The organism is Wolbachia endosymbiont (group B) of Episyrphus balteatus (assembly GCF_947250575.1).
Classification (GTDB): Bacteria; Pseudomonadota; Alphaproteobacteria; order Rickettsiales; family Anaplasmataceae; genus Wolbachia.
Genome location: NZ_OX366325.1, coordinates 173,709 through 188,992, shown reverse-complemented (window position 1 = coordinate 188,992; position 15,284 = coordinate 173,709). Strand labels below are relative to the sequence as shown.

The 15,284-nt window shown below is 35.1% G+C and carries 8 protein-coding genes and 1 pseudogene; 5 read left to right on the top strand and 4 right to left on the bottom strand.

Features of this window, described 5'->3' with window-relative positions; all coding sequences use genetic code 11:
- Positions 1-27 precede the first annotated feature (27 nt).
- Together ltrA and OOL05_RS00950 are read right to left on the bottom strand one after the other, a co-directional pair.
- Positions 28-1,299, bottom strand: coding sequence for a group II intron reverse transcriptase/maturase (gene ltrA, locus OOL05_RS00955; protein WP_264377358.1), 1,272 nt, complete (start codon positions 1,297-1,299; stop codon positions 28-30).
- A gap of 43 nt (positions 1,300-1,342) precedes the next feature.
- Positions 1,343-1,465, bottom strand: coding sequence for a hypothetical protein (locus OOL05_RS00950; protein ID WP_255446080.1), 123 nt, complete (start codon positions 1,463-1,465; stop codon positions 1,343-1,345).
- 456 nt (positions 1,466-1,921) lie between these two features.
- On the opposite strand from OOL05_RS00950, the gene OOL05_RS00945 reads away from it, so the two are divergent.
- The gene (locus OOL05_RS00945; protein ID WP_264730444.1) at positions 1,922-9,346 is read left to right on the top strand and encodes an ankyrin repeat domain-containing protein; all 7,425 of its coding nucleotides are present in this window, start codon (positions 1,922-1,924) and stop codon (positions 9,344-9,346) included.
- Here OOL05_RS00945 and OOL05_RS00940 read toward each other — a convergent pair.
- Positions 9,330-10,223, bottom strand: a complete 894-nt coding sequence (locus tag OOL05_RS00940) for an Rpn family recombination-promoting nuclease/putative transposase (RefSeq protein ID WP_264375753.1) — start codon at positions 10,221-10,223, stop codon at positions 9,330-9,332. The genes OOL05_RS00945 and OOL05_RS00940 overlap by 17 nt on opposite strands.
- A gap of 113 nt (positions 10,224-10,336) precedes the next feature.
- Here OOL05_RS00940 and OOL05_RS00935 point away from each other — a divergent pair.
- Positions 10,337-10,759 (top strand): annotated as a pseudogene (locus OOL05_RS00935) (helix-turn-helix domain-containing protein); the annotation flags it as partial.
- Positions 10,760-10,853: 94 nt separating this feature from the next.
- Here the strand turns inward: OOL05_RS00935 and OOL05_RS00930 are convergent.
- A complete protein-coding gene (locus OOL05_RS00930; RefSeq protein WP_264730442.1) occupies positions 10,854-11,759 on the bottom strand; it encodes a hypothetical protein in 906 nt (301 codons plus the stop codon).
- A gap of 227 nt (positions 11,760-11,986) precedes the next feature.
- Here OOL05_RS00930 and wmk point away from each other — a divergent pair, with 227 nt between their 5' ends.
- From wmk to OOL05_RS00915, 3 genes are all read left to right on the top strand, one after another.
- Positions 11,987-12,889: a WO male-killing family protein Wmk gene (gene wmk / locus OOL05_RS00925; RefSeq protein ID WP_264730440.1), complete on the top strand. Its 903-nt coding sequence runs from the start codon at positions 11,987-11,989 to the stop codon at positions 12,887-12,889.
- Positions 12,890-13,076: 187 nt separating this feature from the next.
- A complete protein-coding gene (locus tag OOL05_RS00920) occupies positions 13,077-13,745 on the top strand; it encodes a JAB domain-containing protein (RefSeq protein WP_264730438.1) in 669 nt (222 codons plus the stop codon).
- 270 nt (positions 13,746-14,015) lie between these two features.
- Positions 14,016-15,266, top strand: coding sequence for a hypothetical protein (locus OOL05_RS00915; protein ID WP_264730436.1), 1,251 nt, complete (start codon positions 14,016-14,018; stop codon positions 15,264-15,266).
- Positions 15,267-15,284: the final 18 nt, after the last annotated feature.

Genomic DNA, 15,284 nt, shown 5'->3' with positions numbered 1-15,284 from the left:
TCTCTCGCAGAACTGTACATAAACCTCTCAGCTTATACAGCTCCCATTATTTAGCCTTTTTGACCCTAAACCTAGTGTCCAATGATAGAAAATATTTGGAGACCTATCTCTCACCTTTCCTAGAAATTGTCTTGCTAGTCTTCCGTGACTCCTGAGTCTCTTATATTTCCTTTTGACCCACTTTTCTAGATGCCGCTCTACATTCTTTAGAGATTTGTAGACCTCAGTTCTGTAAAATTTGCCATAGTACTGATACCAGCCTCTGACTATTGGATTTACTTTTCCTGATATCTCCTCTAATGTTATATGCGTATTTCGTAGCATTTTCCATGATCTTATGGTTGTAGTAATCTTTTTCTTGGCCTTGTTGCTAATTGCTGGGAGAAATGAAACAAAATGCTTCCCTATTTTATTTCTTGCTAACCTGGGTCTGAATGTGTAACCCAGAAAATCAAAACTTTGTTTAGGAAATTCATCTCTCCTATTGTCATCCTTACAGTACACTATCTGTGTCTTTTTAGGATGTAATTTCAACCTATACTCAGCCAATCTTTCTTCGATCATTACTTTCACAAATCTTGTCTGTTTCTCTGTTCTGCAGTGCACTATCGCATCGTCCACATATCTCTCAAATGGTACCGTCGGATAGTTCTTTTTCATCCATATATCAAACACATGATGCATGAATATATTAGAGATGATTGGGCTAACTGAACCTCCTTGCGGAACTCCTTTATCCCTAACTACTTTACTGCCATCTGCAAGTTGTATAGGGGATTTCATCCACCTTTCAACATATAGTATGACCCATTTGCAGTCTGTGTGTTTCTTGATAGCCTGAAGTGCTAAGTCGTGATCCAGATTGTCGAAGAACCCTGATATATCAAGGTCTACCACCCAATCGTACTTCCAGCATCTCTTACGCGCTGTATCTACCGCATCCAATGCTGATTTATTCGATCTATAACCATATGAATCCTCATGGAATTTTGGCTCCACTAACGGTTCGAGATACATTGTTGCTGCTGTTTGCGCTATCCTATCTGATACTGAAGGAACACATAAAATTCTTTGTCCTCCTCCCATATCTTTCGGTATTGCTACAGCTTTTACAGGCTCTGGAAAATAACTTCCGGATGTCATACGATTCCATAGTTTGTATAGATTATCTTTTAGATTTTCCTCAAACTTTGTTATCGAAACCCCATCTACACCAGCAGCACCTCTATTTTTCGATACTTGTTTATAAGCTCTCCAAATAAGTTGCTTTGGTATATCAAAAGACTTTGTTTTATTCATTAACTCCTCCCTTTCGGTTGATAAATAACTAAAACTAAATAACTCAGCTCCTTCGCTCCATTTCCATTACAGAAACTTCTTCACTACTACGAGCTGATCCGCCCCTGTTTTCCGCATCGGTACTCTCATCCTCAGAGATCAGCTCCTTGGATTTCTCCCTTATCATCGAAACGACAGGTTCCCGCAGTTCCACGCAATAGCCCAAAATAGATTCATGCCACCTCTATGCCGGACGCCATCTATCCAGTAAACAAGCTCCCGATAGATTTATCCCAGGTTAAGTCTAACCCCTGGTTTTGACATCATCCAATTCCTTTCGACACTTTATCAGTGGTTCATTTTCATTCATCTCTCTATTTTACACATGACGCATATTTGCGCCTTTTCCATAACGCTCACTACCTTAGCTTTTTACCAAAGCAGCTTATGGTTGTTTGAAGCCTGCTCTTGTAAGCCGGCTCCGAGGGGCCCACCCCCATCTATTGCGTAGCTTTTGCACTTAGTTTGCTCTTACTTGAACATTCCTTGTGTCTCTACGGCACACTAGACATAGGGATTTTGCAGTAAATAGTGTAGGTAAGTGATTTTATGTTCGTGAATTTGTTTTTGAGAGGGTTTGTGTATGCTAGATTGTACTGATACGAGTAAGCTTATTAACAATGAAAAAGGCCATCGCAGAGATTTTATCCTTCTATCCCTACTGACTAAATTACATTTGGAATGCTTGAAGCAAATTCAAAGTGGTGATCGTTCTAAATTTCCAGAGGACCAAGAGAACTTTCTCTTCGATAAGATTGAAGCTGAGGTCAAAAATCTTAAAAGTCAGCTAGTTCAGTTAGATGCTGGACATCTTAAATTTATTGAATTAGCCCTCATTGATTATAAAAGTGTGGGAGATATTACCCTTAATAAGCAGCATTTAGTAGAATTTCTTATCTCATCTTACGAGGCAATATCAAAGACAATTTCAACAAAAAAAATGTCCCAAGGAACTTTGGACAAGAAAGAATTGAGAAAAGTCGAGCTACTTCAAAAATGGAAAGAAACTATTGCAAAGTTTGACAAAGATGAAAAAATCAAAGTCTTTTTAGATGAGGCTATCCTGAGTAAAGTTAATAAGTATTTAGGTATTAGAAGGGATGCTGAATCTTTATACAAAATTTATTCTACCATTGATTCATGCAAAAAATATTTTGAAAAAAAAGGAACAACTATAGAAGAAAAGAGGTTAGTTCTGCAAACAGTACTACAGAAGGTTGGCGAGTATCTTAAAAGCACTTTAGATACTCCCAATTTATCAGATGATACAAGGAAATCTCTAGAACTAGAACAATTGCCTATCAAGCTTTTAACTGATTTTAGAGACCAGATAGTGCATTATCAGGTATTCTCTCTGGAATTAGATGGCCGGGATATAACAAAGCTACTTGATGAAGGTTTGGTACCTATTAAGGAGGTTGTCTATAATAAAATAATTGGGATAGAGAAGGGTTTTATTCAGGATCTTGTGAAAGAAAACGCGTCTGGGATTGGAGGCAAGAATGTTAAAGAGCTTATATACTCTTACGCCGATGAAGGTATAACGGGGCTTATAAAAGGTATTGAGCAGATAAAAGGAAGGGGAAATAGTGAGTATAACTCTATGGATGATAAGAGCAAACAACTGGTTGACGAAATTTACGGAAGTGCTCTGCAGATGAAATCTAGGGATTTTCCTTTACAGAGCGAAGGGGCTTCTAAAATAAAACTAGATGCTAAAAAATTAGAAATTATTGAAAAATGTACTGAGAAAAGTAAATTGAAAGTGAACAAGAAGGTAAATGAGGTGTTGGGTTCATGTAATCTAGATCTACACTTAAGTGACGTATCCAAGATAGAAGAAGTAGTTAACTATCTTCAATATGGTATTCCTTCGGTAGTTAATAAAAAAAAAGAAGCGGATGTCGTTTTAAATAATTTCCTTAGTAGCACCGAAGTACTTGATAAAATAACCATATTTGAGAACGGTCAGCGGGTTCCCCTCAAAGGTCAGCTGGAACAATATTTCGATCTACAAAGTTTTAGAGAAAAGCTCTCCTATTCTGAATTTAGAGGGATTAAAAAGGTCTCTTTAGTTAATTTGTTGAATAGTGTCAATGTGGATAGTGGCAATAAAAGAGCTTTACTTAAATTTTTAAAATCTAGTAATCAAAATCAAGGTAGTCCTCACGATTTTATTACACCTGATCGATATGAAGAACTAGTTAAGGGACTTAACCTTACTCCTAAAAGCGAAGAAAAACTACTTTCGTACTCAGTAGAGTGGAGAAGAAATAAATGTATTAATTTACTTGAAAGTAACCCTACTGCTCTTAAAGTAATATGTGATAGAATAACAGAAGGTAAGGTAATACCAGATCAGGTGTTTAGAAATCTTGCTTACCAGTATAAACCTAAAGGTGAGAATAGTGCTGATACGGAAAAGAGAGCCATTTCTTTACAGCAATCCATTGAGAGTAAAGTGGGAAATCTCTACTTAAGGGAAGTAAAAAAGAAAATTGATGTGCTGGGTAGATTGTCCCATCCTGATGCGGTGCAAATGCAGTTTGTTAGTATATATTCTCTTTTAGATAGAACTAGAAAAAATGGAGATGACCCTTTTCTAATAAGAAAGTTACGTAATCATTTAGCACATAGTGAACAAAGAGAACTTTTTAGAGAACAATTTCTGCAGTTAATAGAAGGAGCCGTAAAAAAAATAGATATTTCAAAAGAGGTCACTCTTTCCAGTTTCAACAAGGCTGTTTCTGATGTACAATCACAACTTAAATTATCTGAGATAAAAGAAGTTGTTGATGAAACTGATACTAAATCCAATTCTGGCTTTTCAAAGGGAAACCTAAATCATTGTGGAAGTCGAGGCTCGGCGAGAAGGGCAAGAAGTATTACCGAGTGCCTGTTTTCAAAGGAAGACGTAGAAAAGTTTAGTAAAGGAAAGGTAGATGAAAATAATGTAGATAAGGTCATAATTGATAGCGAAAGGTTCCTCACTTATGTTAAAAGAAGTCAAGATGAAGCAAAAAATGCTCAGCTTATAAAGTTTGTTGGGGATAAAAGTATTGAAGGTGATTATAGATATTTAGTTGACAGGGTGGCTCAAGAGCAAGGGTATGAACGTTATATTCAGAATGAGCGTATTAAGGATTTGTACGGTGGCGTTTCACAAATGGATGCTGGTTCAACAAAAACCTCAAAATTAAAAGGTAGGTTAATAAATGCTGCAGGTAGAATACAGTTAATAAGAGGAATTCATGGAACGGTTGTATCTTGTGCTGATGGAGACTCCATAGATTGTGGACTGAGTGTGAGTGGAATGGCATGGTCTTTTGCATCTCAACCAATTGAGAATATAATAGTTAAAACTGCCCCAAAAATTGTAAAATCAGCTGGGCAATTTGCAGGAAAAATGATACCAGGTGCTCTAGGGAGACAAGCAAAATTTGCTATTACATTTACGGGAGTAAAAATTGGAAGTAAAATGGCAAAAGGTGTAGGAGGTGCAGCAGGTGGTGTATTTGATCTTGTTGATATAGGTATGTCAGCAAATAACCTTGTTGATTGTAAGAATAGGGAAAATAGTGATAACCTATGTACGGAGAAGGAAATAAGGGATAATATAGCATCTATATCATTTTCTGGTGTGTCCTTTATTTCTGGTGTTGCTCTTACAGCAGCTAGTATGCCAGGAGTTGGTGTTGCAGTTGGATTTGCGCTCATGCTAGGTCAGGGAATTTATAGTGGTGTTAGCAATATTATAGAGTATGAAGAGAAGTATGATACAACTCATGATGAGAATTGGAGCATATTCTGGCGAACGCTTCTTTTACAACCTATGGCATACGATGTACAGCTCCTTAAAGCCAGGGGTGATGGAGTCAATATCAAAGCTAAAGCAGCTTGGGAGAGCTTAAATGATAGCCCTGGTGAAGTGGTTGCCTACGCAGTTGGCCTTGGGCAGATCAATTATGATACACTGTCTTTTGATGCAGGGTATGGAAAGATTCTAATGAATAGAACAGATGCTGATACAGAGAACCTTTCACGTGCTCTACCTAAGCCGATTCAAGATTCTGAGATGATTTGCTTGCCACAATTTATTGAGAGGGCTTACGAAAAAAATATTAAAAAGTCAATTCCAATAGCTATACATTACTGTGAAAATGCGATGGTTATTGCTGATAAAAGAAGAAAAAGTGATGGTACAACAATTATTTATAATTTAGAGAGCATAGACAAGGGTACTATCGTCGGGAGCAGCAAGTTAGTGAACTACTTCTTAATTTTTGCAGGAAGCACAACAATAACTGGTGGTGATAATACTGTTAACAGATTCATTCTTTTTGATAGAGGGTTTTTTGGTGGAATCAGGGGTGGCTATAATGCTACTAATATAATTGATTTGAGTAAGTTGAAAAGTCAGGATTTCGTTTTAGAGGTAAAAATTGAATGTGATACTTTATCCAATAGTATTCTTCTTTTAAAATTATTTATAAATTTTGATGTACTGATCCACGATTATATTGATAAAAATGCCGATGTTCTTGATTATATCTATATTGGAATGGAAAATAGGCAGGATAATGTTGTGTGTACCTATGATTCTCAGCGCACTACGACAGATGACAGTAGTCAAATCCTTATAAATAGTGGTGGAGGTTTGAGCAAAGATAAGAAAGATATAGTTGATAGCTGTAAAAAGGTAGTCGTCTTGCCATATACTAAAGTTACAGGTGCGGAAAATTATTATACGTTTTATATAAAAACTGCAGGATACAGGGCTAAAGAATTATACTCAGAAATTGATGTAGGGGGCACAGGAACTATAGTCTTTCCAGAAACTAGCCTGCTGGACGACTGTGATGAAATAGCTTATTCGTCAGGTAGTAATACTTTATCTTTAAAAATAGGGTTAGTTCAAGGTAATCAGTACACTATTGAAATTAAAAGTTATATTAATACGAATAGTCATCAGCCTAATTTCATACTGATAGATAAAAGTGGTAGTAACGTTATTCCCAAGATTAAGAAACTAGAATCATCTTTTACAAAGATTAACTCATTTGATCTGCATGCAGAATATCCTCTTGATGATTTTGATGCTGTAGAGAAGCATTACAATAAAATTCTGAGAAATAATAAGGGCTATAAAGTTTTCGGTGTTCTTACAGGAAAACTACAAAGTCAAAGCGATAGCACGTTAGAACGTGCAGTGTTTGGTTCCTCAGGAGAGGATATAATAAACTTTGATCAAAAGAGTATGTTTGCTAGAGGTGGCAGTGGAAGTGATATGTATATTGTTGATAGTAGCATGGAAAAAAGAGAGATTACCATTGACAATAACTCAGATGATAAAATGCTAGATATACTGATGCTACCGGAAGTTCTTAAGGAGTTTTTAGTTCAGCAGTGCGACTTGCATTTAAGAGCCAATAATACTAATGTTCAAGTCAGAAATTATCTCCAGGATAACAGCTATAGGCACTTTATGGTTATGAATAGCAAAGGAGAAACCTTTATTCCTTATGTGGAATCAATGTCATGTGTTGGTTCTCCAATAGAAAATGGTAAATTACTTCCTTTTCTCCAGGCTACACCAACTCAGAATATTTTTTTATTACCTAAAGATTTGCAAGACGATCATGTAGTGATCAGTTCTCGTCTTGAAGAGATTGAGAGGTATAAAGACAAAGATGATCTTTTATTAGTAAGAGAAGGTAAGATTCCTTTCCTAATAAAAATAGAAGATTTTTATAATGATCAAGGTAAATGGGAGGATGTTAATTTTCTTCTATGGGATAATGGTAATTTTTCTCCATATTCTGGTTTGTACCAGGAAGTTAATGAAGTAATGGATTATCAAGATAAGCTTAAGAGTGATTATGAGAAATCTATCAAAGAGTATGTTATAGATTTTACTCAGTCTGTCAATATTACGCATAATCAAGACGATGCTTTAACTCCTGTGGGGCAAGACAAAGAACGTATAGGGATAATGATATTAAAAGATATTACTCCGGATCGGATTATGGTTTCCAGTAGTGATAGGAATTTGGTATTCTCTGACAAAGTATCTAAGCATGTAATCAATGTAACAGGTTGGAATGATTCTGAATCTTATAGGATTTCTGAGTTGGAATTTGATTTAGGGTTAGAACCGATAATTATCAGAAGATTGGATGGATTTAGTTTGTCTAGTATAGCACAAGTACAAAATCTAATTGATAAAGCCTCAGAAACTTGTAAAAAGAGAGATGCATTAGAAATAGATATAAAATTGCCGGTTGCAGCACAAGATGGTGATTTTAGTAAAGTTAAAGCTCTTTTGGATCGATGTGCTAGTATCAATGCTAAGAATAAAGACGGCTTCACACCTTTGCACTATGGTGCTGCTAATGGTAATCTAGGAGCAGTAAAATACATGGTAGAAAAAGGTGCTGATTTTAACGTACAGTGTGATCGTCTCCGTACACCTTTGCACTTGGCTGCTATGTATGGTCACCTAGAGGTAGTAAAGTACCTGAAAGAAAGAGGAGCTGCTTTCAATTTGAAGGATCATTATGAGCAGAGCCCTTTGCACTCTGCTACTATTAACGGTAAGCTAGAGGTAGTGAAGTACCTTGTAGAAGAAGGTGCTAACATTGATGATAAAGATAAAAGCGGTAGAACACCCTTAGACTTCGCTGTTCAGAAAGGTCATAAGGATATAGTAGAATTTTTAAAACAAAAGCAGTCACAATCAGATTTAAATAGTAATCTTCAGGGTGCTATCAATGAAGGGGACTTAGATATAGCAGAGTCGCTCGTAGATAGAGGTGCTGATATTAATGTAACAAACGAATCTGGACAGACGATTTTGCATTCAGCTGCTGGTAGTGATAAGATAGAGTTAGTCAGGCGCCTTTTAGAAAAGGGAGCTAATATTAATTCAGTGAACGCCGTTATGGAAACACCTCTACACTATGCTGTTGCTGAAGGTGGTGATCTAGGAACAGTAAAATTATTGGTAGATAAGGGTGCCAATATTAATGCAGCGAATATATATGATCGGACACCTTTGCATTTGGCTACTATTTTAAATAGGCTAGATCTAGTGAAACATTTTGTAGAAAAAGGCGCTGATTTTAATTTATCGGATAGATATGGGGATACACCTTTGTCCTTAGCTACTAAAAAAGGGTATGGTGATATTATTGAATATCTAGAAAAAAAACTCAATGAGAGAAAAGAAATCTCTAAACAACGCAAGCGTCGCCATCACCATGGAGATCACGATCGTCATCACTTATCACGCAAACCTCGTGCTACAGATTCAATTAATCAACCTGAAATAGTAGCAAGTAGTGGTGCAAGGTCATCTTCGTGGATAAATGATTTATTTGGTTGGGTAAAAAACTCTATAGGTGGGTTATTAGGTTCTAGAACTGCCTTATCCAAGGAGACATCAAGCACTCTAAGTTCAATCTCACAAGTTAATGCACCAGTGGATATAAATAGTACAATAATGTTACTTGACGTGCTGGTTAGAAAAGTTACAGGTAAGAAGTATATTTCTACAGTAGATCAGCCTATATCTCCACTAGAAGCACAGGGATATGCACTCAATATTACAAAGGGATTTGAGAAAGTAGTAGAGCAAGCTGGATTAAAAAGTGGTGTATCAATGCACCGGTTAAGTATTGATTATATGGGAATGCAAAAAGAGATTACTAGAAAAGTCATGAGTGGTAAATTTAATGAGATTTCAGGGATTTTAAGCTCATATGTAGAGAAAGCATGTCCTGACGGAGAAGCTGGTAAATTAAGTCCGAAAAAGTTTGACAAGTTTATGATTGAATTTAATAAGGGGCTAGATATAACATTAAATCAATCAATAGAGCACAACGGAGATGGTAGATTAGAAGTTAATGATGTAAAAGAACAACAAATAAGTTTAGAGCCTCAAAGTTATTTAAGTAATGCTTCCATTCAAGGCCATTTGACTCGGAATAAGGTTAAATTAATTTCTTAATCTCATCTAAAGAAAGGCCCGTAGTTTGCGATACGACGTCAATAGATACACCAGCTTTAAGTAAATTTTTTGCCACTACTATTTTAGCCTGTTTTTCGCCCTCTGCTATACCTTCAATTTTACCTTTTTGATGGCCGATTAGAATGCCTTGATGAAGTTTTTCTTCAAGACTAGATAAATAATCATCGGTACGTTTTTTAGCTTGATCATAAGCAAGACGTTCTTCTTTACTCCAATTATATTGGTTTAGCTCATCATAAGCCCTGCCAATAATTAAATCACTTCCTATTATTTTTTTTAGATCCTCTTCACTTGTTTCACCGGCGTGTTTAAAAAAATAACACCATTTCTCTATTATATTTTCTAATTGATCTTCTCTTTTTTTAAATTTAGGTAACTCTATAAAAGTAAAACTAAAGTCTTTGAGATCATGTTCAAAAGTTATCTTATCAAAAGTAATATGATCAGACTTATAAGCCAGCTTATTAGGAAATAAGATGAAATCAGCAATGGCAATAAAGATAACGCCTTTAAGATCATGATACTGGTCACCTACATCAGCTTGACTTGAATAGGCCTTAGCGGCATAATATTGGGCACGTTTTTCAAAGCCAGTAGTTTTAGCGACTTGCATCTCAATTATAGTTTTTATCCCTGTAGAATCAACACAGAGAACATCAACAATGCTTTGCTTTTGAGAGGCAATGACAGGGTCTTGAATGGGACTGAGAAAGGAGACATCTTTAATCTTGTTGTCATCGGTAAGACCTAGTATATCATTAAGAAAGTGAATAAGAATATCTTTATTTTTTTCGGTACCAAAGATACGGCGAAAAGCTATATCATTGCGTGCATCAAGAAACTTCGAAAGAGCCATGAGAAAGTAAGATAAAAAGTATTAATAATTATACACAATTGTGAAGAAATATTCAACTAAAATGCAAACATTTTGTATATCTTTATTTGTTAGTATTAACCTGTATAATATTTATGGCAAATATCTCTATAAGGTATCAGATAGAAGAAAAAGTAAGAAATCGTAGATTAGCAAAGGGGTATACTCAAAAAGATTTAGCAAAAAAATCGGAACAACCTATCAGGTAATACTGCAATATGAAAAAGGAACGCGCAGAATTTCAATTAAGAAGTTATATGAATTAGCAGAAGCATTATTAACAATTGCTAGAGATCTAGCTTGCGGACAAGAAGTATCAAATGAGAAAGGGTATGAGGGAGAAGAGGTTAGTAAGAAGACATAGAGAGATTAAGGATCAAGAATTACGTGAAACGTTTTATTTATTAACTAAATTCATCCGTATTAGTGAGGAAGAAAGTGGAAAGGCAGTAAAAATAGAGGTGGCAAAGGGTTTAGTTAAGGAAGGAGTTTCTGCTCATGTTATCTCTCGAACAACAAAAGCTTATGATATAACATGATTTTGGTATTTCTACTCTAGAATTTCCATAGTCAGACCCCAGCAGAGCATTGCTGAGGTGTGATTATAAATTATTAACTAACAGTCTGATTTAGTGCCCTGTCTGAAGTAGCAGATGGTTTATCAATTTCTGTATTTGGGCTCTTTTCACAAATTTTGTCAATACCAATAGCCATTAATGTAACTACTGCTGAAGCTACTAAAACCAATGCAACTATAGATAAATCGAACATAAATGCTGTAACAGCACCAGCTGCAAATAGTGTAACAATGCTTAGAGCTATTTTTCCTTTGTGTTTACTCCAGAAGGTTGCATCGCTCTTTTCCGAAGTATCTATTCTGACAGAAGGTTTAACCTCTTCTGCTGTTTTTGAAGGAGTGGTTAGATAATTTATTATCTTGTCCATGTCTTCTGAATTAGTACTTTCCTTATGCATTTCAGCCCACTGTAATAGAGGACGTCCTGCGCACACTTCTATATTAAAATTAGCTCCTGCATTTTTCAGCTCGTTGAATACCTTTAAATTGGCACGCTCAACGGCTTTTTTTATTGTAAGATTTACACTTTCTTTTCCTTCCTGAACATGAGATGTTAATTTTGGTAATAGTAAATTCAGTATCGATTCTGCCCTTTCCTTATTAGGCGTTTCCTTACCATATAACTTCTCAATAATAATAGTAAAAGGATTATCTTCTCCAGCTATTACGTTAACACTAGCCCCTGTATCTAGTAAAAGCTTTACCACTTCTACATCGAAGTTTTGACAAGCACGTATCAAGAATGCGTTTTCAGTTTTGTGTTCTTCTCCAACTTTAAACACATAATCTAAACTAAAACCACTTTTTTTCCATGCTTCAAATTCAGGTGTGCCTTTTATATTTTGTTCAATTTTGTCATTTATCTGCTCCGTATCTTTGATGCCTTGAGTCAATATTTCCTTTAATTTATTGTATATTTCTGAAAACTGTGAATGGTTCATATCTTACTCCTATAAAAATTAAATTATTACATATATTTATAAATAAGTCAATTTTTATAAAAGAGAAATAAAATGTTAAATAGCTTTTTCTATTCTAATTCCAATACCATCATTGTACAGAGAGTAACTTTACTTTGCTATTCTCTTGCTTTGGTATACTCGTTATTGTTCTATATAATGGGCATTGGTAGCAAATTTATATTACCCTGTATAATATTTATTTCTGTATGGCAAAGTATACTACTATCTCTCTAAGATACCAAATAGCACAAAAAGTAAGGAGCTGGAGGTTAAAACAAAAATATACCCTGAAGGATTTAGTAGGCAAAACAGGCATAAACTATCATACACTGCTAAGATATGAGCAAGGAACATGTGGCATTCCAATTGAAAGGCTAAAAGTGATAGCAGAAGCGTTATCAATTCCTATTAGAAATCTCTTTCCTGGGCGAAGAGTACTAAAAGAAGATAGTTGTTTTGACAAAGCTAAGACCGAGGAAATGTATAATTTCATAGAAAAAACAGGAGGACACAAAGCAATTTATGCATTAACCAAATCTATCCGAGCTGAGGAAGAAAGTAATACAAAAGCAGCAAGAATAAGAATTGCAAGGAATCTAGTTAAGGCAGGGTTTGATAATGACATTATCTACCGAGCAACAGGCTTATCAACCGAAGAATATGCTGATAAAGAGAGATACGAGCCAAACGGAAGACAAGAGATAAAAAAGTGGAGGATAATAAGGGGGTATACGCAAGAAGAATTAGCAAAAAAGCTTAATGTAGGGCCCTCACAGATACATCACTATGAACAAGGTAGCGGTACTCTTTTTAGTGAAAGGTTGTGGGAAATAGCAAGGGAATTATCAGTGGACGCTGAAGATTTGATAAAAGAAGAAGATAATTATGAAGATGGTGAAGGAGAAAATGAATTATTAAGTTTGGCAAGAGAATATAGAAAAATTGACAATCAAGAATCACGAGATGAGCTAAATATATGGGTAGAATTTTTATTGCAAAGAAAGCAAATTTACAAAGAGAAGATTGATAAAGTAGAGGAAATGAAAGTTACAAATAATTTACTTCAGTTAGGTTTTTCTACTGATGTTATTTCTAAAATAATTGATTAACAACAACCTTTTTACATAACTTGAAAATAAATATGTATTAATATCTTTACCTATTCATAAAAAAGTAAGTAAAAAAGATTGAAAAATTGATTTGACTTCACTCGGAAGCTATGGCTCTATGCCAATGCTGATAAAAAACAGCAGTAAATAATTAAAAACAATTTGTTATTAACGAGGAGTATATTTTATGAATAATAGTGAAAAACTTACAGAAGAAATAGAGAGAGTATTACAGAGTGGAGGAGGAAGTGCTCTATTTGATCGTGAAATAGTGTCAGTGCTTCTAGGAGCAGTTCATGACAGAAAGCAAGCACAAGATGTTACTAAAACTCTAATGGATAATTGCCCAGGAATAGGAGAAATTTTAGGACGAGAAATCGATGATCTGAAAATGATAGAAGGAATGACTGAACATGCAGCTGCAGCAATTGAATGTGTAAAAGAAGCTTATAAAAGAGCACTCAGAGAAGGATTAAAGAGAGGCCCGGTAATGGATAGCCAAGAAAAGCTGATAGAGTATGTAAGGGTAAACATAGGCTTTTCAGCAAAAGAAGCTGTCCAGATAATATACTTGGATAAACAGCACCGTCTGATAAGAGATGAAGTGTATTTTGGTACAATAGATGAAGTACACCTGTCTGAAAGGAAAGTGGTAAAAAAGGCATTATCAATGGAAGCAGCGTCAATAATATTAGCTCATAACCATCCAGGAGGGAGTTTAGAACCATCAGAAGATGATAAAGTAATGACTAGAGAATTAGTGTCAGCATGTCAAGGAGTGGGAATTGAACTAGAGGATCACATTATTATGACAGACAAAGGATACTGCAGCTTTAAGGAAAGAGAGCTGTTATAAACCAAATTTCAATTGCTTGAGAAGTTTGGCTACTACACAGTAGCAAAAAAACTTAGTCAAGAATCTGTATTGGAGAATTACAAAATATAAAAGATCTTTGTATAGTTTGTATATTAAGTTGTAATTAAAGAATAAAAGTCCTAAAAATATATTCTTTTATTATAAATAGTTGCAAGATATACAAGATCTTTTTATAATTTGCGTATTAAGTTAATCATAAAGCAATAAGTTGCTCTGTAGACTTGAATAACATGCTTAATAGGAGGCTATATGACTACTAAAAAAACAGTATCATTTGATGATATGGATGGAAATACTTATGAGTTAATCATTGATTCTAAAAAATTACCAAAAGGACTATATAGTGCTATTGAAGGTATAAGGCGTACTGGCAAAAAAAATCAGCAGCCTATATTTGTAGACGAAACTGATCCGAAAATATTTGATGATAAAAGCAGGTTTGAGAAGCCTGAAGGTGTGCCTTCCCCTAGCGATGTTTCTGAAAAATCAATCAATCTTGGAGAAGGACGTGGAGTTTATAACAAAAAATCTTCAAATCGTCAAAATCCGTTTATTCCATCTTTAAGTAAGATAGAGCCAAGTGCAAGTGAAAATGCAGAATTGAGATGGTTTAAAAGTAGAGTAGTAGAGGCAAAAAGCGTGGAAGAACTGAACAAAACTATAGACCAAGCATTAAGTTCTGGAATCAGGATAAATGCGTATAGCGAAGGACAGAAGAGTTTTGCTGATACAGTAATATCGAAAATGCCTTTGATTAAATGCAAAGAAAATGAAAAGGAAGACATGATATGTGAATTGATGCTAAATGGAGCAATATTTAGTTACGATCTATTGCAGGATAAGGGAATAAGTGAAATGCATAACAAACTGTATCAAGAGATTCGTCCACAGATAGATGAGTGGCTTAAAGAACTGAGAGAAATCGGTGAAAGTGCCATTGAAAATGAAGGAATCATAGAAGACGTGGAAATGGATAATCAGACGTTTTTTATGAAATTTTCTGAAAATAGTAAGGTAAATATTGCAAGGGTATTGGAAGGTACAAAAAATTTAGGATTAACCACAGGAGAGGTAAAATTAGGAGGTGATGTTATAGAAATAGGAGATAGTAAGGTTGAAGTTAGAAGTGAAAAAGAAGGTGAGAGGAATTACGTTGATGTGTCTGACAATAGTGCTTTTGAGATAACATTTCCTACAAGTATTGGTAGCCTAAAAATTGTAGTATACCATAATGCGGAAAATGACAGTCAAGTAGAGGTCAGAGTAGCAGATAAAGAAATGTGGTCTGAACTACAAAAAAAAGGGGAAAATATAGGAAAAGGTTGCTTTTTTGGAGGAATGACAGTCACAGAAGCGGTAGAAAAAGGAAGTTTCCCTAGGAGTGGCAAGTGGAATAAAGAAAAGGCAAAAGAAGAAATAAAGGCAATTAGTAATAGTGAAACATTATCATGGGTTGATAAGGTGTGTGGAGGTAGTAAAGAAACTTCCCGGAAACTTTAAACAATGAGGAGGGGAGGG

Excerpts from the sequence above, each read along its gene's own strand:
- ltrA (WP_264377358.1), bottom strand. The coding sequence starts at position 1,299 with ATGAATAAAACAAAGTCTTTTGATATACCAAAGCAACTTATTTGGAGA.
- OOL05_RS00950 (WP_255446080.1), bottom strand. The coding sequence starts at position 1,465 with ATGATAAGGGAGAAATCCAAGGAGCTGATCTCTGAGGATGAGAGTACC.
- OOL05_RS00945 (WP_264730444.1), top strand. The coding sequence starts at position 1,922 with ATGCTAGATTGTACTGATACGAGTAAGCTTATTAACAATGAAAAAGGC.
- OOL05_RS00940 (WP_264375753.1), bottom strand. The coding sequence starts at position 10,223 with ATGGCTCTTTCGAAGTTTCTTGATGCACGCAATGATATAGCTTTTCGC.
- OOL05_RS00930 (WP_264730442.1), bottom strand. The coding sequence starts at position 11,759 with ATGAACCATTCACAGTTTTCAGAAATATACAATAAATTAAAGGAAATA.
- wmk (WP_264730440.1), top strand. The coding sequence starts at position 11,987 with ATGGCAAAGTATACTACTATCTCTCTAAGATACCAAATAGCACAAAAA.
- OOL05_RS00920 (WP_264730438.1), top strand. The coding sequence starts at position 13,077 with ATGAATAATAGTGAAAAACTTACAGAAGAAATAGAGAGAGTATTACAG.
- OOL05_RS00915 (WP_264730436.1), top strand. The coding sequence starts at position 14,016 with ATGACTACTAAAAAAACAGTATCATTTGATGATATGGATGGAAATACT.